General features: G+C 41.3%; 18 protein-coding genes. 7 read left to right on the top strand and 11 right to left on the bottom strand.

From position 1 onward, the window contains the following. The 4 genes from ACYVRH_RS06465 to ACYVRH_RS06450 all read left to right on the top strand — a co-directional run. On the top strand, positions 1–1,768 hold a 1,768-nt coding region (locus ACYVRH_RS06465; RefSeq protein ID WP_461256109.1), incomplete at its 5' end, for a leucine-rich repeat domain-containing protein. Between the two features lie 204 nt (positions 1,769–1,972). After that, entirely contained in the window at positions 1,973–2,260 is a 288-nt protein-coding gene (spoVG, locus tag ACYVRH_RS06460) for a septation regulator SpoVG (RefSeq protein WP_461256108.1), read from the top strand. Between the two features lie 94 nt (positions 2,261–2,354). Further along, complete coding sequence (locus ACYVRH_RS06455) at positions 2,355–3,239, top strand: ABC transporter permease (protein WP_461256107.1); 885 nt, start codon at positions 2,355–2,357, stop codon at positions 3,237–3,239. A 31-nt stretch (positions 3,240–3,270) separates the two neighbouring features. Next, positions 3,271–3,774, top strand: a complete 504-nt coding sequence (locus ACYVRH_RS06450; RefSeq protein ID WP_461256106.1) for a TM2 domain-containing protein — start codon at positions 3,271–3,273, stop codon at positions 3,772–3,774. Between the two features lie 13 nt (positions 3,775–3,787). On the opposite strand, the gene ACYVRH_RS06445 is transcribed toward ACYVRH_RS06450, so the two are convergent. Genes ACYVRH_RS06445 through ACYVRH_RS06430 form a run of 4 tightly spaced genes read right to left on the bottom strand, consistent with a single transcriptional unit; the run spans position 3,788 to position 8,406 of the window. Further along, the gene (locus ACYVRH_RS06445) at positions 3,788–6,346 is read right to left on the bottom strand and encodes an endonuclease MutS2 (RefSeq protein WP_461256105.1); all 2,559 of its coding nucleotides are present in this window, start codon (positions 6,344–6,346) and stop codon (positions 3,788–3,790) included. Continuing rightward, complete coding sequence (gene rsgA / locus ACYVRH_RS06440; protein ID WP_461256104.1) at positions 6,336–7,289, bottom strand: ribosome small subunit-dependent GTPase A; 954 nt, start codon at positions 7,287–7,289, stop codon at positions 6,336–6,338. The genes ACYVRH_RS06445 and rsgA overlap by 11 nt, the downstream gene beginning before the upstream one ends. Continuing rightward, positions 7,286–8,098 (bottom strand): glutamate racemase, encoded by an 813-nt coding sequence (gene murI, locus ACYVRH_RS06435; protein ID WP_461256103.1) that lies wholly within the window; start codon positions 8,096–8,098, stop codon positions 7,286–7,288. Before murI ends, rsgA begins: the two co-directional genes overlap by 4 nt. Before the next feature lie 2 nt (positions 8,099–8,100). Next, positions 8,101–8,406, bottom strand: coding sequence for a hypothetical protein (locus ACYVRH_RS06430; RefSeq protein WP_461256102.1), 306 nt, complete (start codon positions 8,404–8,406; stop codon positions 8,101–8,103). Positions 8,407–8,466: 60 nt separating this feature from the next. Between ACYVRH_RS06430 and ACYVRH_RS06425 the strand changes: the two genes are divergently transcribed. Together ACYVRH_RS06425 and ACYVRH_RS06420 are read left to right on the top strand one after the other, a co-directional pair. Continuing rightward, positions 8,467–9,057, top strand: a complete 591-nt coding sequence (locus ACYVRH_RS06425) for a pentapeptide repeat-containing protein (RefSeq protein WP_461256101.1) — start codon at positions 8,467–8,469, stop codon at positions 9,055–9,057. Beyond that, complete coding sequence (locus tag ACYVRH_RS06420; protein WP_461256100.1) at positions 9,054–9,677, top strand: MBL fold metallo-hydrolase; 624 nt, start codon at positions 9,054–9,056, stop codon at positions 9,675–9,677. Before ACYVRH_RS06425 ends, ACYVRH_RS06420 begins: the two co-directional genes overlap by 4 nt. Here ACYVRH_RS06420 and ACYVRH_RS06415 read toward each other — a convergent pair. The 6 genes from ACYVRH_RS06415 to ACYVRH_RS06390 all read right to left on the bottom strand — a co-directional run bounded on the left by ACYVRH_RS06415 (position 9,674) and on the right by ACYVRH_RS06390 (position 15,001). Continuing rightward, positions 9,674–11,176 (bottom strand): Do family serine endopeptidase, encoded by a 1,503-nt coding sequence (locus tag ACYVRH_RS06415; RefSeq protein WP_461256099.1) that lies wholly within the window; start codon positions 11,174–11,176, stop codon positions 9,674–9,676. The two genes, ACYVRH_RS06420 and ACYVRH_RS06415, sit on opposite strands and share 4 nt — an antisense overlap. An 82-nt stretch (positions 11,177–11,258) precedes the next feature. Further along, the gene (locus tag ACYVRH_RS06410; RefSeq protein ID WP_461256098.1) at positions 11,259–11,555 is read right to left on the bottom strand and encodes a hypothetical protein; all 297 of its coding nucleotides are present in this window, start codon (positions 11,553–11,555) and stop codon (positions 11,259–11,261) included. Between the two features lie 62 nt (positions 11,556–11,617). Next, on the bottom strand, positions 11,618–13,792 hold the full coding sequence (locus tag ACYVRH_RS06405) for a methyl-accepting chemotaxis protein (protein ID WP_461256097.1): 2,175 nt from the start codon (positions 13,790–13,792) through the stop codon (positions 11,618–11,620). 163 nt (positions 13,793–13,955) lie between these two features. Beyond that, positions 13,956–14,156: a hypothetical protein gene (locus ACYVRH_RS06400; RefSeq protein ID WP_461256096.1), complete on the bottom strand. Its 201-nt coding sequence runs from the start codon at positions 14,154–14,156 to the stop codon at positions 13,956–13,958. Continuing rightward, positions 14,153–14,533: a type II toxin-antitoxin system RelE/ParE family toxin gene (locus tag ACYVRH_RS06395; protein ID WP_461256095.1), complete on the bottom strand. Its 381-nt coding sequence runs from the start codon at positions 14,531–14,533 to the stop codon at positions 14,153–14,155. Before ACYVRH_RS06395 ends, ACYVRH_RS06400 begins: the two co-directional genes overlap by 4 nt. A 78-nt stretch (positions 14,534–14,611) precedes the next feature. Then, positions 14,612–15,001, bottom strand: coding sequence for a helix-turn-helix domain-containing protein (locus ACYVRH_RS06390; RefSeq protein WP_461256094.1), 390 nt, complete (start codon positions 14,999–15,001; stop codon positions 14,612–14,614). 259 nt (positions 15,002–15,260) lie between these two features. Between ACYVRH_RS06390 and ACYVRH_RS06385 the strand changes: the two genes are divergently transcribed. Next, positions 15,261–16,433, top strand: coding sequence for a CsgG/HfaB family protein (locus ACYVRH_RS06385; RefSeq protein WP_461256093.1), 1,173 nt, complete (start codon positions 15,261–15,263; stop codon positions 16,431–16,433). Positions 16,434–17,231: 798 nt separating this feature from the next. On the opposite strand, the gene ACYVRH_RS06380 is transcribed toward ACYVRH_RS06385, so the two are convergent. Then, positions 17,232–18,986: motility associated factor glycosyltransferase family protein (locus ACYVRH_RS06380; protein ID WP_461256092.1), on the bottom strand; the 1,755-nt coding region annotated here is incomplete at its 5' end.

Genomic DNA, 18,986 nt, shown 5'->3' with positions numbered 1-18,986 from the left:
TAAAGGAAAAAGTCTTGAAGTTATAATACCGCCGCAAATAAACAAACTTCCTGTAACCGTTATTGGAAGTGCCGCATTCAGGAGAAAAAATCTGACCAGCGTAACAATACCGGACAGTATTACAACAATAGAATCAAACGCGTTTTTTACCAATAATCTGACAACTATTACAATCCCGTCCAGCATTACCAGTATCGGAGAGAACGCTTTTGCAAGCAATAAATTGACGGATGTGTTCCTTTCCGGCGGACTGGAAACTATAGGAAAGACGGCGTTTAAGGACAATTTAATTACCAATATAAACATTCCCTTTGGCGTATTTGATATTGGGGATGAAGCGTTCATGAATAATCAACTGGTTTATATACTAATTCCTAAGACTGTTAGCATAATTGGAAACGGTGTTTTTGCAAATAACAGGCTGGTAAGTATAAATATTCCGGACAGTATTACAAACATTGGAGATAACGCGTTTGCATATAATCAGCTTATTACATTAACCATTCCGTCAAACGTGACGGATATAGGGCGTTCAGCGTTTAGAAACAACCAGCTTTCAGGATTAACCATTAAAGAAGGCGTTATAAATATCGGGCGTTTTGCGTTTTACAAAAACAAACTGGTAAACCTTAATATACCTAAAGGCGTTACAATTATCGGAGACAGCGCTTTTGCGGAGAACGGTATGACCAGCGTAAAATTATCGTCAACTGTAACAAGTATAGGGAATGCCGCGTTTGCCGATAATATTTTAAACAGCGTGGTTATTCCGGGGAATGTTACAACAATAGGGGATCATGCCTTTTTTAACAACAAACAATTAACCAGCATAACCCTTGAAGAGGGTATTACAAGTATCGGAGAAAGCGCCTTTGAGGATAATAAATTAACCAATGTGCTTATTCCGTCAACCGTTACGAATATCGGGCGTTCAGCGTTTAACAATAACAACCTGACCAGCATAGTTATACCGTCAAGCGTTACGGCGATAAGACATTCAGCGTTTAGAAATAATAACCTGACCAGCGTGGTCATTCAGGATGGAGTTATAAGTATTGAAGAAGGAGCGTTCTGTAACAACAGGCTGACTAGTATTACAATTCCCACAAGCGTAATTCATATTGGGGAAAACGCGTTTGCCGACAACAGGCTTACCGCATTGACCATTCCGGAAAGCGTTACAAATATCGAGCGTTTTGCATTTAGGAATAACAACCTTGCCAGCGTAACTATTCTGTCAAATATTAAAACTATGGAAGAAAACGTATTCTCCAATAACAGCAATCTGACCAGTATTCAAATTCCAATTAACTTCTTTTTCAGGTTTCTTGGCAATGAAGGCTTTCCGGAAACTTTTTACAATATGCTTAATGCCTATGAATACCTTAGCGGGACTTATGAGTATAAAAATAACTCCTGGTATTGCAATGAAAAGCTCATGCCAAAACCGGTTCAAATTGTCTGCGGTATGGGTATGACCATTAAAAAGATAGAAGGGTTATATTTAAGTTTAGACGGAAAAGAAATGAAAAACAGAAATTTTGTTCCGCCGGACGATAAAAGCGACGTATTTCTTGCGCCCGGTTTTTACAGAATTGAAGTTGTTTATACCGAAAATACCCCTCAAGCAGGAAAAGGAAAACCACAGGCGGCGGCAATAAGTGACACTTATGAATACGCGCTGGATATGGAAGGCGGTGTTTATGAGCTTTTTGGCGTAATTCAGGGAAATAAGGTACTTTTCCGTATCACTGAGCCGAGTAAATAATCGGGCAAACGCTCTCATTGTGAGAAATTAGCCAATTTATCAAAATTTATTAAAAACATTTGCCCAATAGCAAGATTTTTGCTTGCTTTCATGACAAAACAGTATTACAATGTAAATTAGGGTGAGGTTAGCAATAAAACATTCCGTTTTAAAATTTTACTAATCTCTTACCACAGCATTAGGACTTAAAAAAGGAGAGGAACTATGGAAATTACTGATATCAGGGTCCGCAAAGTTACAGGCGGCGGCAAGCCGAAAGCCTACGTAACGGTAACATTTGACGATTGTTTTGTCGTTCATAATATAAAGATTATAGAGGGTAAAACCGGAGTTTTTATTGCCATGCCCAGCAGGAAAACTAGGGCAGGAGATTACAAAGATGTCGCTCATCCAATTCATCCGGAATTCAGGGCTGAATTACAGAAGCGTATTCTGGAAAAATACGAATCCGGCGATGTCGATGTAGTTCCGGATGGTTCAGACGATATATAGCTCTTTATACCGAGAAATTTGTAAGGAAAATTTTAAAACGCGAGAAAGTTATACATTTCTCCCTTGATAAATTTTATTCGGTAAGCGAAAAAAAATGATAACGTCTACTCTTATGATTGTTTCTCCGATATTAATTGCCGCCATTGGTGGCATGATCTGTGAGCGCGCGGGTGTTGTAAATATCGCGCTTGAAGGGCTTATGTCTTTTGGGGCGATGACTGCCGCAGTTACGCATGTGCTTTTGGAGCCAAAAATAGGGTTCTCTATTCCTGTGGCGCTTTTTTTTGCCGCTTTATCGGGCGGATTCTTTTCGCTTATTCACGCGTTTGCCTCTGTTACGCTAAAAGCGGATCAGGTTGTTTCAGGTACGGGGATTAATCTTCTTTCTAACGGGGTTAATGTATTTGTCTGCCAGTTGTTATTTCGCATGGATCGCAGTATGAGTTACATGAGCGGAATGCCACTCGGCATTTTAAAAATTTATCCTACCTTGTGGATCGCGCTTGTCATTTTGGCGGCTTCATGGTTTGTGTTATACAAGCGTCCGGCAGGTCTTCGCCTGCGGGCAGCGGGGGAACATCCTCAGGCGCTTGCCGCCGCCGGAGTAAATGTTATAAAAATACGCTATATAGCGATTGTCATTTCGGGGCTTCTTGCGGGACTGGCGGGGGCTTGCGTCGTTCTTACGCAGGATATTCAATTTACTGTGAACGTAATTAACGGAAAAGGGTTTATCGCTCTTGCGGCGGTTTCTTTTGGGCGTTGGTTGCCGTTGGGCGTTCTGGGCGCAAGTTTCTTGTTTGGGTTTTCATCGAGTCTGGCGGTAAATGTTTTTAATATAAGAAGTCTTGATTTTATGCCTTCGGAAATATTTAATATGCTGCCATACCTAATCACTTTGCTTACGCTTGTTATTTTTTCGGGAAAAGAACATGCGCCAAGGGCTGTCGGGCAGCCTTATGATATATCAAGTAATTGACGATAAAGTTTTTTTATTGTAATCTGTATTTATGTACAATACCTTAATAGCGTATATTCTATGGATTGTCTCCGGTTGTGGCGCGTTAGGGTTTCACCGTTTTTATCTTGGAAAAATCGGCACAGGACTTTTGTGGTTTTTTACGGGCGGACTTGGTATGATTGGTTCTATCTATGATTTTTTTACCTTGCCGTCTCAAGTGATGGAAGCCAATATCCGTCAGGCTATTATAGATGAATCTGCAAAACGTAATGTTGAAAATAAACGCTGGCGTAACGTAGAAGACGGAAAAATGCATATTATTAACGATAAGGAAAGCGTAGAATATGCAATATTAAAGCTGGCAAAGGCAAATAGAGGCATTCTAACGGCAAGCGAACTTGCGTTATCTGCACATATTTCCATAGAGGAAGCCAAAAAAACTCTTGACGCGATGGTTTCTAAAGGATTCGCCGAACTGCGGGTGCGCCAGTCGGGAAGCCTTGTTTATACAATACCCGATTTAATGGATAGTGACGAGCCGCTGGTGGATTAATAAAAATTCTTCTCTATTTAAGTACTACTTCCGTGCGTCCAAACCCGCCCATCTCGGGGCGCGAAAAATAAAAATCGGCTACTGCGGGATGGTTTCTTAGATAGTCATGTACACCTTGCCTAAGAATACCGTATCCTTTGCCGTGAATAATAGCGAAACTTTTCATGCCGAAAAGTACCGCCGCGTCTACCTGTTTTCGGACGGCTTCCATTGCGTCTTCAAAACGCATACCGCGAATCATTATCTCGTAAGAGGCATGTGTTGATTCGCCGTATTCCGCTTCCCATGATTTGAACGCGTTTTTTTTATCGGTAGTTTTCGCGGCTGATTTTGCGGAATCAGCGGGGAGAAGCTCAGTTTCGGGGAAACTTATTTTTAGCGAACCTATTTTTACTAGCCATGAAAAGTCCGCGTCCTGTGAGAAATGCGAACTTTTTTTGTCTGCGCGAATAATTACGCCGCGCTGTTTTGATGGACCGGCAAAAACTTCCATGCCGGGGGCAAATGCGCAGCCGTTGGCAGCGGCGCAGCCTTCGGCAGCGGCGCAGCCTTCGGCAGCGGCGGAGGCGTGGGAAGAGCTATGGCGTTTTTCTTTGGTTAATTTTTTGATAGCGCGTTCTTCGGCTTCTAGCGTTTCGCTTTCTGTTTCCGCGTTACGCGCAAGCTCATTTAAAAACTCTTTAACTTTCAATGTCTTTTCGCGGTCTACTTCGCCCTCTTTTAACTCGCGTACAAGATTCTCAAGAGTTTTTCTGCTTTCGCTTAGGAACTGTTGGAGTTTCCCTACCGACTCGCGCTTTAATTCCGCTTCTCTTTGACGTAACTGCAATTCTTTTAAATCGGCTTTTCTTTTTTCCTCCGTTAATTTGTTTTGCTCTAAAGTACTCTTTTTTTCAAGACCGGCAAGTTCCCTTTGTTTTTGTTCAAGACTTTTTATCATCTTGGAAACATCGGACTTTTCTTCGTCTATGTAACTTCTCGCCTTTGTTACAATTTCAGGATTAAGACCGTTAGCTGACGCAATATCAAGCGCCCTGCTCTCCCCAGGCAAACCGTTAATAATTTTATATGTGGGCGATAATGTATGCGCGTCAAATTCCACGGAGGCGTTTTCTACGCCATCTCTTGTATAGCCGTAGTGTTTTAAAATTCCGTGATGAGTTGTAATGATCATCCTTGCGTTTTTTTCTATCAAGTAATCAAGAACCGCCATAGCGATAGCGCCGCCTTCCTGCGGATCAGTCCCCGAGCCGAGTTCGTCAAGGAGAATGAGAGAGTTTTCAGTAGCGTGATCTGTTATTCCCGATATATTTGTAATATGGGCGGAAAAAGTTGAAAGAGACTGATTAATTGACTGCTCATCGCCGATGTCGGCGTATATTCCGTCAAATATGGGAAGGATGCTTCCCTCGTCAAGAGGCAGGGCAAGGGCGCTCTGATTCATCATGGCAAAAAGACCTAGCGTTTTAAGCGCGACCGTTTTCCCTCCCGTGTTGGGGCCTGTGATGATCAATGTGCGGATAGAGCCGTCCATTTCTATATTGATGGGAACCGCTTTTTTTAACATAGGGTGACGAGCCTGTTTTAATAACAGGCGACAGCCCATTTGCCCTGTATCAGTGTTAAGCGCAAAATGACCTTTAGTTTCAGCGGAATACCTTGCTTTCGCCCTTAAACACTCAAGCTCGATAATTGTTAGGTGAAACATTTTAATACTTACAGCGTAAATGGAAATATTTTCCGTAAGTTCGCGGAGAATTTTATGGATTTCTGCGTCTAAATTTCGCTTTTCTAACAAAATATCATTGTTTTTTTCCACAACGTCAAGCGGCTCTACAAAGACGGTCTGCCCACTGGACGATACTTCATGCAAAATGCCGGGTATTCTTCCGCGATAATTTACCTTTACCGCAAGTACGGCCCTTCCGTCCCTCTGAGACGGGAGCGGCGATTGCAACATACGCTTATAATCATCGCTTGCCGCGTAACGCGAAACCGCGCTGTTAAGTTCTTTTTCTAAACTGCTAATTCGTTTTCTAATGGCGCGTAACGCGGGAAGATCACGTAGATTACCCTCTCTGTCGATTATTTTAAAAATTTCTACAGAGACGGGACTGCAAACGGGTAAATTGTCCAGTATCGAAAAAAGCGCGTCTTTTCCTTCTGTTGGCTGTTCTTTTCCTTCGTTTCTGTCTTTATTAATCCATTTTGTAAATTCACTAGCGCGTTCAACGAAAAGCCCTACGGCAAGAATTTCATCAAGAGCCAAAACCGCGCCTTGCGTTTCAATTTTTGGAATAAGGAAACCTATTGAAGGCAGCCCTAAACGAGGCTCATCATTACGTGTTTTGAGCAGGGTATAAATGGAATGTACCATGGATTTTATTTTTTCTATTGAATCGTCATATACAGGCGATGAATTTTTTAACATCAAAGCCGCTTCTTCGCTGACGGACATGGAAGCGACTTTTTCCATTATTTGCGGATATTCAAGCAGAGCTTGGGTTTTTTCCATCATCAATAATTTTTTGTTAATTGAGTCTTTGTCACTCAAATCAATATTAATCGCCATTGTCTTTTCCTTCAAGGTCGTCAATTATGCGCAGAAAACTTTCGTACCTGTCTTCGTGAATAACTCCCGCGTGAACCGCTTCCATTATTTTACAGCCGCACTCGGTTCTGTGGGAACATGAAAGCCCGAAACTGCATTTTCCGGCAAGCGGCGCAAATTCACGAAAATAATTTATCACTTCGCTTGAATCTATTCCGTCGGGAATAAAACGGCGCACTCCGGGCGTATCAATAAAACAAGTTCCGTCCGTTAGCTGAAACATATATGACATTGTAGTAGTATGAACGCCCCTGTTGTACTTTTCGTTTAATTCTCCCTCTCTTATATCAAGCCCCGGCTGAAGCGCGTTTATAATGCTTGATTTTCCCACTCCCGACTGCCCCGCAAGAACGCAAATTTTTCCGCTGATTTCGCGGCGCAGTTCTTCAAGCCCTTCGCCTGTTTTTGCGGAAATATACAGTACCTTGTAACCGATACGCTTGTATTCTTCAAGGCGCTCATCAACATCGATGTCGTCATATTCAATGTCAATTTTATTGCAGATAACGATTGCTTCAATCCCCGCAATGTCAGCCTGTAGAAGTACCCTGTCAAGAAAACGGGGACGGAATGGGGGGGACGTTGGAGTGCATATACAAAGCGCAAGATCGACATTTGCCGCCAAAAGCTGGCTTGCACAGCCTTTTTGGTTAAAACGGCTGAAGTAATTGCGTCTTTCTTCCACGGAAAGAATCATCGCAGTATCAGAATCTTTTTCGCGCTCTATTACAACCCAGTCTCCGGGAGCAATCGGGTTGTATAAATCATCTCCGCCTTTTAAAACTTTTCCTTTTATTCTACATTCAATTTCTTTAGTGCCGTTTTCGGTATCAACACGCGCTGTTATGATGTTACGCGAGCCTCTAATAACAAGTCCTTTAATAATTTCTGTACTGTTTTTCATAGTTTGTTTAAATAACAAAGCTCAAAGCCCAATGTTTTTGCGCGGTTCTGCCATGACGCATCAGCCGTTTCCGTTCCTGTTAATATTAAACGGTTAACATGATGATTGTTATTATCTGTTCTTAACGCGCCTGAATTTTCATCAAGCAAGTATTCTATGCGCTTTGTTACTCCGTCAATTGAATTAAAGATTTTTATAAATGGCGCAGCTTCTCTTTGGAATTCATTAAGAAGAAATAAAAAATGAGTACAGCCAAGAACAAGAGTATCAACTTCTTTCGCGCGAAAAAGATCGATATATTTTTTTACGATTTGCTTTTTTTCATTTTCATCAGCAGAGTCAAAACGCTCTTCAACAAATTCAACCAAATCTGTCGCGGCAATGCCGATAATTTCACATTTTTTACCGGATTCATCCGCCAGATTTTGATTGTATGGGTCCTCAATTGTCCGCGAAGTGCCAAGCACGCCGACTTTTCCGCAATTAGTTGCGATAGCCGCAGGTTTTATCGCGGGGACGGTTCCGACAAAAGGGACTTGTGAAAAACGGCGTCTTAACGAGTCAAGAGCGGAAATTGACGCGGTATTGCATGCCAATACGATTATTTTTGGGTCGATTTTCATTAAAAGTTTTTCTGTCAATGAAATTAAAATTGAAGCCAAATCTTCTTTATTGCGCTGTCCATAGGGAAAACTTTCCCTGTCAGCGAGATAGCAGACTTTTTCCCAAGGGTTGCGCTTTATAAAATCGCTGCAATAAGGGAATCCGCCGATGCCTGAATCAATAAATAATATCGCTCTTTTATCCATAATTACTTAAATAAATTATCAAACGCCGTTTTATTGGTTTCTGAAGAATTGGAAGCTCCGGCTTTTTCATTCTTTTGTCCCAAGCTCTTAACACGGTACTTTTGATCAAGTGAAAACCAATCGCAGAAATTTGCGCGTTCTTTGTCAGATTGAGGCTCTGCGCTTGTTTCACGGCAGTCTCCGCGTGAGCCGGGAAGAAAAAAACGGCAATTTTTGCATGAACGCAGATCTTTCCCGCAAGTTACACAACGCAGAGAACGCCCGATTGGCTCGGGATCGGTAATAGCTTCACCGCAGTACCAGCACATATTACTATTTTAACTATTATAAGACTGGTTGTAAAGATGAAAATGGTTTATAATTAACGTATGTTTACTGTAAATCCATGCGCAGCGGGCTGCGGGAGGCCGGCAATTACAGGCTATAATCTTTGTTTTGTTCATCAGGCGAATCCTGAACAGGAATACAACCGTATTTGTTCTTACATCGAAGAGAATTTGATAATAAAAGACCTTGTCGTATCAGGGATGCATTTTGAAAACACCGATTTTTCCAATCATCATTTTTATGGCTGTAACTTTAAGGAATCTACATTTATAAATTGTAATTTTTCCGGCGTTAAATGCAGGATGGATTTTTTTGACTTTGGCGAGTTTAGCGGCTGTGATTTTTCAAAAGCTGACATTCAATTTGTTTCATTTGCCGGAGCCGGTTTTCAGAAATGCAAGTTTGACGGCGTTGAACTTGTGCATGTTAATTTTGAGGGTGCGCCGATTAACGACGTGATGTTTATTAATTCAAATTTGTACAACAGCAGATTTATCGGCGCAGATTTGGCAAACATCTCTTTTTCAAATTGCAACTTAAAACGGGTGCATTTTGCAAGCTCAAAACAAAAAGACGTTATATTTAAATCGTCAAACACGGCGGAAGCCGTATTTGAAACGGAAGAACAATGAAGTTATTTTTTCACTACTGTTCATATGGGTTCAGCAACTGTTACATTCTTGGAATGGAAAACGCGACTAAGGGTCAGCAGAATGCGGCAATTATTGTCGATCCGGGAAGCATGGAAAGAGTTACGCTTGAAACGATAGAGAATAATAATTTTAGCCTGAAAGCCGTTCTGATAACGCACGATCATTTAAACCATGTGCAGGGTCTGCGGACTTTAACCCGGATATATAATACGGGAGTAATTGCCTTAAATCAAAATATTATGGAACATAAAACAACAAGGGTAAAAGACGGCGATAAACTTGTTATTGGCGGCTTTACCGTCGAGATTATTTCAATACCGGGACATTCTTCAGATTCTGTTGTTTATAAAATAGGAGACTTGCTTTTCACGGGCGACGTGCTTACGGCAGGCCTTGTGGGAAGCACGGCAAGCGCTTACGGAATGGCCACGCAGATGAACAAACTTCGCAGCCGCCTTCTTTCGCTCCCCGGCGATTATACTGTACTTCCCGGACACGGACCGCCCTCAACCCTTGAAGCCGAGAGGCGCTTTAACGCGGATATTTTCAATTATGATCAAAGCCGCACAAAACGCCCCGTCTTTAAAGTAGACATTTAACGCTTAAATTTTAGCGATTCCAGTGAGGAGTCGTTTCTGAGTAATCCAAACCAGAGTTCGGTGTTTGTGTTTTCGCGTAACACTTTGTAGAATGCGGCGATGTCATTTACCGTAACGCCGTTTACCGCAGTTATTCTGTCGCCCCGCTTTATGCCGATAATGTCAGCGGGGCTTCCGCTAATAATTTGCTCCACAACTAATCCTTTTGCGTCTTTATCTAGTTCCATGTTCTGCCTGATTTGATCATTTAACGGAACAACCGTAACGCCGGGCCAAAGTTTTTTGTTATCTGAAGCAACCTGTTCCGTGCGGGTTTCTATGCGTACTTTTATTTCCTTTGTCTGCTTGTCCCGGATAACTGTAAATGTCGCGTTGTCGCCAGGCCTTAAGTCGCCGACAATCATCTGAAGCTGCTGGACGCCTCTGGCTTCCTTGCCGTTAACATGGGTAATAAAGTCTCCGGGTTTTATGCCGCCTTTGTCGGCGGGAGAGCCGAGGAACACCTGAGAGGCAAGAGCGCCGCGTTTGTTCTCAAGACCGAGTCCTGTTATGGTTTCTTTATTTGCGTCCATTAATGAAACGCCAAGCCAGCCGTATTTTGTGGTTCCGGTTTCGATAAATTCATCAATAGAGCGTTTAACGTTATTTATCGGTATGGCAAAACCAAGCCCGACATTGCCGCCACCTGACTGGTTGCTTGCAATCCATGTGTTGATGCCGATTACTTCGCCCCTGATGTTTACAAGAGGCCCGCCTGAATTCCCCTGATTGATAGGAGCGTCTGTTTGTATAAAATCATTGATATTGCCGCCCGGCCCTCCTGTGCGTCCAACCGCGCTAACGATTCCCATTGTTACCGAGAATGAAAATTGCTCCCCAAGCGGGTTGCCAATCGCAATCGCCCAATCTCCGACCATAACGCTGTCAGAGTCGCCTAAAACCGCAAGCGGATAGTTATCATTTGTTTTAAAGGAAACCAACGCAAGATCCTTACGTTCATCCTTGCCGACAAGTTGTGCGGTATATTCTTTGCCGTCCCTTACGGCAACCGTAATTTCATTCGCTTCATCAACAACATGGTTGTTTGTAAGTGCGTAGTAAACTCCGTCTTTCTGCCGCACAATAATCCCTGAGCCTAAGCCTTGAGAGCGGTATTCGCGTTCCCTATCGTTTTGCTCCTTGTCACGCGGCCCAAAGAAAAATTCCCAGGGGATTCCGTTAAAACTTGGAGCCTGCTGCTTTCTGACGGAAACTGTTTTTAATTCAACTACTGAAGGGAGCATTTTTTCAGATACCGCGTGGAAAGTAGTCTGCAACGCCTCAGCCACGGCAAGCGCGTCTTCAGGGATAACTACCTTGCTTTCCTGCGCGCGCACGCGTGATCCCGGCGTGGAGCAAGAAAACGATAAAAATGCCAGAGAAAAGCCAAAAATGGCGCCAATAAGTACCAAATTGAATACTAATAGATTTTTAGAAGAGAGTTTTTGCATTAAGTTCATAATGACTCCTGTGATTTAAGAATTTATCCTTTTATATTATCAAATATACGAATGAATTAATAGTTACATTCAGGGGCATATTTTACTTGCCTGTTTCTAGCTTGCGGTTTCTTAAAAATAATAACTCATCTATTGTTATCATTACAAAATTTAGAATGTACAAGTATAAATTTATACTGATAGTCTCGTTAGGGTTTGTTTTTAAATTATCCCAGTATTCTGTAAATTTAAACAAACAACCTGCCACATAACCTATTTGCAATACTATTAGGAACAACAGGCTTTTACCCGCCGTTTTTTTGGATACAAATGATTTGTATATGGAAAGCGGCCATGCAAAGCCGAAACAAACCAACATTATTGATTCAAAAATATTCATATATTAACTTAATTATTATTTCAAATATTTTTTTTGTCAATATACTCCAATAATTAAATAACTCACTCCACCTTAAACCTTGAAACTTCCTGTAACAAAGTCTCAATTCCAGCGCGGTTTTTGGCGCTTATCTCGTTGACGTGGTTTACTGCTGTATTCACCTGATCCGCGCCGGAGGCCATCTCATTCATGCCGTTGGTAATTTCCAGCGATATTTTTTCAAGATTCTGGCTTTCATTCATTACTTCCTTGCTACCCTCAAGCATTTCTTCACTGCCGCTTTTTACCTGTTGGGTAATTTCATTTAAACCGGCAGCGCTTTGAAGAACCTGCTTGCTTCCCTCGCCCTGCTCCTCCATTGCGTTACGGATATTCTCTTCCTGCATCGCCACCGTCTTAACGCCTGAGTCAATCGCTTCAAATTTTTCAAGTACGTTTTCTGTTGATTTAGTGATCTTGTCTATTGAACCTTTTATCTTCTTTAAAACATTGCCGATGGTCTTGGATTGCTCGCTGGAACTTTCAGCCAGTTTGCGTATCTCATCGGCGACAACGGCGAAACCTTTGCCCGCTTCTCCGGCATGAGCCGCTTCAATTGCCGCGTTCATCGAAAGCAAGTTGGTCTGACTGGCAATGTTTTCCATTACCGAATTTATCTCTAACAACCCTTCTGATTCACGGGCTATTTCCTGAATGTCAGACGCTACATCATGTAATCCGCCACGGCCTACTTCCGAGGCTTCTTTTAACGACTTGACATTAGCGGCGTTTTTAACCAGAGTGTCGGTTACTGAATTGACATTGGCGACCATTTCCTCAATAGCTGATGAGGCGCGGGAAACATTACCGCTTTGGCTTTCAACATGACCGTTTAATTTATTTATGTTAGCGATAACCTGTTCCATTGTGGCGTTAGTTTCTGTAACGCTGGCGCTTTGGTTTATGACTCTGCCTTTAATACTGCGGATATTGGCGGTGATTTCGTTTATCGCAGCCGCAGTCTCGGTCATATTACTGGCAAGATCATTGCCGACATTAGATAATTTTAACGCCTCTTTCTTTATAATTATAATAAGTTTTTTTATTTTTTCCATGGTTAGGTTAAAATAGTTTGATAAAGCGCCTACCTCGTCTTTAGAGTTGTTGTTTATTCTTTTAGTCAGATCGCCTTCACCCTCTGATATGTCTTTTAACGTATTGGTTACGCTGATAATCGGCTTGACAATGCTATTTGAGACAAACATGGTAATAATTGCCGATATTATCAGAAGAATCACGGCGAATATTATCGCAATAAATGTCATATCCCTAACTGGTCTGGTTATTTCATTCATGGGGAGTCCCATGTAAAAGCACCATGCGGTATCAATACCGGTAACATTGATAGGATAATAAATGAGATAATAGTCTTGTAATTTTGTCTTAGAATACCGCGTTAATACGCTGATTTTTCCGTCCTTAATCGATTGCGTTACCCGATTAAGCTCTTGACCGAGCAAATCTCTTTCTGTTGAATCAGTTTTGATATTTCCCGTAACGCGCGTTTTATCCCAATGCGCGAGTATCGTGCCGTCGTTGGTATATACCCCGCCTAATCCCTTGCCGTCATAAACTTCTTTCACCAAATCATCAACTATATCCTGCATTCTGCTTGCAAAATCCACTCCAACCAAACCTACCAGCCTTCCAGCTCTGTTCCTGACTGGATACATGATTGCAATAATGGGAACATTTCCCATGCCGGCTATATCCCTCCACACGGGATTTGAAATGGTTGGTTTATCAGTCATATTCGACAGATAACTTTGCCAGCCTTCGTAACCTTCAGGATAAAGTTGAACTTGACCGTCACGTCTTGAGTAAAAGAATCGGAACTGTCCCAATTGCGCGTCACGGTCGTCTATGGTATTGGGAAGCCATGCCGTCCAGATATTTATAATTTGAGGATTCTGCCGGATTGAGCTTTGCAGGATTTCTTCATAATTAGTCCGCCGTAAATTTTCCTGAACGTTTTCATAATCGCTGAATAACTGCGCGATTATATTTGAGTAATCCGTGTAGACTTCTATACGCCGCTGTATTTCAATTGACGCGCTTTGCGCCAATTCGTGAGCGTAATCGTAGGTTGTGGCAGTTTGCAAACTTGCCGAGCGGGTAAGAATAAACACGGACAAAATAGTGATGGTTATCAGGATCATTCCCAGAATAATCGCAGTTAATTTGATTCTAAGACTCATAAAATACTCCTTAGTTATTGAGTACAATTAATAAAGACGGAATTTATACTGGACATTAATAGTGTATTATTTATTATTTATAATTTGATTGTATACTTTTTTATTATTCACAATTTAATTAATAGAATTTTGTGGGGAGGGGGAAAAGAGTGACAGGCACTTTTTAAGCAGTTGCCTTGGTTATATGTTTAGTATTCACGGAATTATCATTGGCATAAACAGGGGAAGATTTGTTTTCTGTTTTAGGGTTTGAAAGGCACAATTCGTCAAATTCACGCATTTCTGATTCTGTTATTGCACCAACTTTAAACATCTCTGTTGCATCTTGATGGATTACTTCAAGCATTTCACTATTGTATTTCATTTTATTTCCTCCTGTAAAATCTCTATCAATGTTTGGTTTTTTAACCATTTATTTATCTGTTCATCGGTCATTGTTAAATTATACTTTGCTTCTTTCTTATAACCTTTTAATTCATTATCACCAATATTGTCCCTTTTTGACTTCGGAAAACCGTAAACAAAAAAGGAACGAAACTCACTTTTGAAAATGACTATTGACCGATAACCTCCATGTTTCCCTTCGCCTTTTCTGGCTAATTCCATCTTATAGACCCCTCCGCCTAAATCGGCATAGAATTGTCCTTTTTCAAGCTGTCTTACAACTTCCTTCAACTCATTGTCAGTTATACCTTCCTTACCAGCAAAACGATGAAACCACTTGTTTTTGAAGATTCTCACGTTTATATAATAACCAAAAATTAAGAGGAAATCAAGCAAATGGCGTAGTAAGAATATGAACTAACACTCATAAAGTAATTATTTCTTTTTTTTAAGGTTCTTAAATTCAGAAGCGACAGCCTGTTTTACAGACATTTTTACAACATTTTCAATATTAGAGACAAATGATTTTTCTAATTTGTCATCATAGTTATTTTTTATATCTTGAATTATTTCCCGCCTTAACTGTTCCAATTCTTCTTTTGGGGAATAGTCAATAACAAAAAGCGCATAGGCTTCCACGTCAAGCGCTTCGGCTAGTTTTGCCAAAGTGTCAGGATAGGGCCATTTATTGCCGCGTTCAATATTGCTTAAAAATGGAATGGAAATGTCGGCTTTTTCGGCAAGTTCTATCTGCGATAAAGAACGCTTTTTTCTTAATAATTTGATATTTTTACTTAAAATCTGCCGTAAATCGGCTCCTGTCATATCAAATCCTCATAAAAACGGGCATAAAAACCCAAATTTGACGCTTTTTTTGCCTTAATATAACTAAATATCAACAATTCCTTGCTTTTTGCTAGTAAAAATCCCTGAAAAAAAGAAGATTATTGATATTTTTTCAATTTATTGACAATGATTCAAAATCCCTATAGACTAATAAATAATACTATTGGAATGTTTATTTTCTGTTTTTACAGAGGAAATTCAGAAAATTGTCAAAAATTAGATTTACAAGGAGACTTTTATGAAAAAGTTTTTATTAATTTTAGTATATTTCGTACTAACGGCAGAGGCTGTTTCAGCGCAACAGTTGGAGCTTAAAGAGGTAATTACCCGTTCCGCAAGAGGAATAGAAGGCGAAGTGCCGCAGAAGGCAAAAATTGCGCTGCTTAATTTTGAATCTCCCGCCAAAGGATTTTCGGATTACGCATTAGATGAATTAACCAGTGAATTATTGGAAGCCGGTAAAGTTACCGTTGTAGATCGCAAAAATATTACGGCTATCTTGAATGAGATGAAATTTCAATATTCCGGCTATGTCAGCGACGAATCTATGGTATCTATCGGAAAAATGATAGGAGCGCAATACATTATCTCAGGCGCGTTAACCGACATGGAAACATACTACCGTTTCAGAATAAGAATTATCAATGTAGAAACTGCGGCGATACAGAGGCAAATTACCAGTGAGTTAAAAAAAGACAGGCAGGTTGTGTTTCTTTTGAGCGGATCTTCCTCAGCGGAAGAATTTGAAAGAAGCATACCGACAGCTAACGTGAAGGACAACTGGCTTTCCGGTGAATTCTCCGGCGGTTATAATCTTTGGCAAGGCGCAAGCTTAAATGTTGGGCTACGGTATGAAAGAATGATTAATTCTAAAATATCAACTGGAGTAAATCTTTTTTTGGGTATTCCGCTTGAGCCTGTTACTTATGACGGTTATTTACCTAGTTCCGGTTATGGTTCGTCTTCTTCTGACAAAGCACAACTAGAAGATTTTGACAGGGGTACTGTTTTTGGAATAGACGCATTTCTTCGTTTTTATCCGTGGGGCAGAAAATTTTTCATGGGGCTTGCGTTAGGTTATTTTAATGCCGGTAATCAAGTACTTGACGAGTATGATATACCACCCCAACCTGGGCAAGACTATATATGGTATTTGTCCGTAATGGGCAGCGGGTTGTCTATTACCGGAGAGTTTGGCTGGAAAATAGATATCGGTAAGCCGGGCGGATTATTTTTAGGGTTTGGGTTCTTGGGGACATTTATAATTGGCGAAATGACTAATTTTTACATGAATATTCCTGTTCCTTCTTGGGCACACGGTGCTGAAAATGATGTTAACAGACATAAAAATGATCCGGTTTATGCTGATGGGAACTGGAGAGGTTATTTAAATCTTGGTTGGGCGTTTTAAGGTTTATAGTTCACACAACAAGCAAGAAGGAGTTTTGTATGAAAAATAATCGCAATGTTACGCGAATATTTTTGATTTGCTAATAAACTTTTGTATGGAAGTTTAAAAAGGTAATGGCGCTACGGTATTTCCTATGATACCGTTTTTAAACCTACTCGTATAAACGCCAAATACCTATTTGGCAAATATATGAAAATATAAAGAAAAAAGATGGTAAATCATTCATTTTTATCATAATTACCTGCACTTATGCTATTAAATAATAAAATCAAAAATGCAACATTTTGTTGTCTGTCTTTTACGGAACACTAGGCGGCACTGCTTATTCAATAATTATATTATACGAAAATAATAAAGAAACGCGGGTTGCTTTGTTTCGTTATAATTACTATTCGATAAACAATAACTGGTATTATTACGGCAACCGTGGCGGGCCTAATTTTAAAATTATTTTTGAGATTATTAAAAAAGATTTCAGCTAACCGCACAACAGTGGTAACTGCAGGGACTGTCCAATAAATTTGAATTTTACCACGAACCATAGCGAACCTAGAGGGATTAGCGTTAATTACCAGTATGAGTGTAAGAGAAAACGAGGATTAAGGGGTTCTTGTCCGTTATCTTATCGTGAAGTCCCAATTCAGCCTTCATACAACAACTCCTAATCTATTTATATTTCTACTACACGTATATTTGTAGTAAATATCTTCGCTTTCTTAATTCGCTCCTTGTTCGTGTGGTTCGTGGTAAAATTAAAACTTTTGTTACACCACATTTTCGCTTTCGCGCTTTACGCAATTAAAACAACCCCGCCACTTCTTTTAAATACGCGTTATAAAAATCTTTCTCCACAGACGCTGACAAGAAATCCGCTATTTCTTTAACCTCGCTCTCCAACACAACTCCCGCTCCTTCTTCATTGGCAGTTTTAATACTTTCAAGTCCGTGCTTTAGAGCGTTAATCGCTTTTTCATACCTCTCAGCCCTGCCGCGCTTTTCTTCCGGGGCGTTAAAATTTTTTTCTATTTCAGAGAACGTTAGCTGAATACGGCGGTTAATCTCATCGCGGCGGTTTGGCAGGGTTAAAAGTTTTTGGCTGTCCGCCGCATGGAGTCCTTTTATGGCTAGTCCTTCGTGGAAAAGGGCATGGTTTTGGATTTGTTTGTTTTGGGCAAATTGAGCCTCGAACCATGCGGCGTAGAGGGAAAGGCGTCTGTCCGTGGTAACTTGTCCGCCGCAGAGGGAAGGCGCTTTAAAAGGGAAGCCGTCGCGCAGGGCGCGTACTACCCATTTTTCGGCGGGGTTAAAGCGGTTGGAGCTTGAGTTGGAAATCTCCTCAAAACGCGCGCCGTGGAAATGAGTTTTTAAATCGGGAAACGAAAGGTCTAAACCGGCTATCCAAATTTCTTGAGCGCCTAAAAAGCGCGTGAAATCCCATGCCGTAGAAGCGACAGAACCTCCCGCCCCTAGCCTTGTTTTTGAATCGACGCGCTTTTCAATAAACATTCCAAGCGGGATAATGGTGCCGCAAAGAAATTTATGTTTAAATGGCAGTTTTAATACGGGCGGATAAACGGCAGACTCGGCTATCAGCGCGGTTTGCAAATTGTCTTTTTCGCGGACGCAACGGTCAAGATGACGGCTGTTCCAAAATTGTGGGTCAACTACAAGGACAAAATCAGGCTGAATGCCGTTTTTTATGAAAAAGCGAAGATTTGTGTCTACCGCGACAATAACGCACCTCTCATAAATGTCGCGTAACAACGGTTTGATTTTGTCTAGGCTTGGTCCTGCGGCGGCAAGGAATACGGGGAGAGGCTGATTAGCTGTCTTTGATACTGGGAGGGACTGATTTTCGGCTTGCGCCACTGCAAGATTTGTGGCTTCTGCGGAGGCTGAAAATTCCGGAAGTGGCTGACTGTCGGTCTGCGCCATTGCAAAATTTGACAAGCGGGAAATCCCCGGATATTCATAGATAGCGCTTATGTTACGTGAAAAGTTGCGTACCCACCTCTGCCCAAAACGTTTGTGGGTGGCTGTGTTTACACTGTCCCTCGCAGTCCATGATTGAATTTTACCTTCTATCTGCTTGTACCACTGCTCGTCAAAACTTGTCAGCGCTTTGTTGTTAATAATGTAGGGGGCGATTTTTTTCGCGCTTGCGTCTCCGCCGGAAACTAATTCGTTTGCCATTGAGAGGGCGCTTGTTATCGCGTCTCCACTGCCGCCAATTACAAAAATTATTCTGTTTTTGCCCAAAAATTCGCTGAAATCCCTAAATTCAAACGCTTTTAGAAGCAGACTTTTGTGTCTTTCCACCACAATCACAGGCCGCCCCAGCTTTACTGCTGCTTGCGCGGAATAGCCAAGCCCAAAACCTAAAATGACAATTGAGCCTTTTTCGCCGTTTACATCAGCCTGTTCGCAAGCCTGCGCAAGACGCTGACCTTCACGTAACGGATCGCGCGGGGAGTGAATATACATGCCATTAATACGCAATACAGGATCGCCTGTTTGAGCCGTTTCTGTTTTTATGTCTTTAAATTCATTGTC

This window comes from Treponema sp. R80B11-R83G3, from assembly GCF_054786115.1.
This window is presented reverse-complemented; position numbering and strand designations above follow the sequence as displayed.

Coding starts and splice junctions, on each gene's coding strand:
- spoVG (WP_461256108.1), top strand. CDS start 1,973: ATGGAAATTACTGATATCAGGGTCCGCAAAGTTACAGGCGGCGGCAAG.
- ACYVRH_RS06455 (WP_461256107.1), top strand. CDS start 2,355: ATGATAACGTCTACTCTTATGATTGTTTCTCCGATATTAATTGCCGCC.
- ACYVRH_RS06450 (WP_461256106.1), top strand. CDS start 3,271: ATGTACAATACCTTAATAGCGTATATTCTATGGATTGTCTCCGGTTGT.
- ACYVRH_RS06445 (WP_461256105.1), bottom strand. CDS start 6,346: ATGGCGATTAATATTGATTTGAGTGACAAAGACTCAATTAACAAAAAA.
- rsgA (WP_461256104.1), bottom strand. CDS start 7,289: ATGAAAAACAGTACAGAAATTATTAAAGGACTTGTTATTAGAGGCTCG.
- murI (WP_461256103.1), bottom strand. CDS start 8,098: ATGGATAAAAGAGCGATATTATTTATTGATTCAGGCATCGGCGGATTC.
- ACYVRH_RS06430 (WP_461256102.1), bottom strand. CDS start 8,406: ATGTGCTGGTACTGCGGTGAAGCTATTACCGATCCCGAGCCAATCGGG.
- ACYVRH_RS06425 (WP_461256101.1), top strand. CDS start 8,467: ATGTTTACTGTAAATCCATGCGCAGCGGGCTGCGGGAGGCCGGCAATT.
- ACYVRH_RS06420 (WP_461256100.1), top strand. CDS start 9,054: ATGAAGTTATTTTTTCACTACTGTTCATATGGGTTCAGCAACTGTTAC.
- ACYVRH_RS06415 (WP_461256099.1), bottom strand. CDS start 11,176: ATGAACTTAATGCAAAAACTCTCTTCTAAAAATCTATTAGTATTCAAT.
- ACYVRH_RS06410 (WP_461256098.1), bottom strand. CDS start 11,555: ATGAATATTTTTGAATCAATAATGTTGGTTTGTTTCGGCTTTGCATGG.
- ACYVRH_RS06405 (WP_461256097.1), bottom strand. CDS start 13,792: ATGAGTCTTAGAATCAAATTAACTGCGATTATTCTGGGAATGATCCTG.
- ACYVRH_RS06400 (WP_461256096.1), bottom strand. CDS start 14,156: ATGAAATACAATAGTGAAATGCTTGAAGTAATCCATCAAGATGCAACA.
- ACYVRH_RS06390 (WP_461256094.1), bottom strand. CDS start 15,001: ATGACAGGAGCCGATTTACGGCAGATTTTAAGTAAAAATATCAAATTA.
- ACYVRH_RS06385 (WP_461256093.1), top strand. CDS start 15,261: ATGAAAAAGTTTTTATTAATTTTAGTATATTTCGTACTAACGGCAGAG.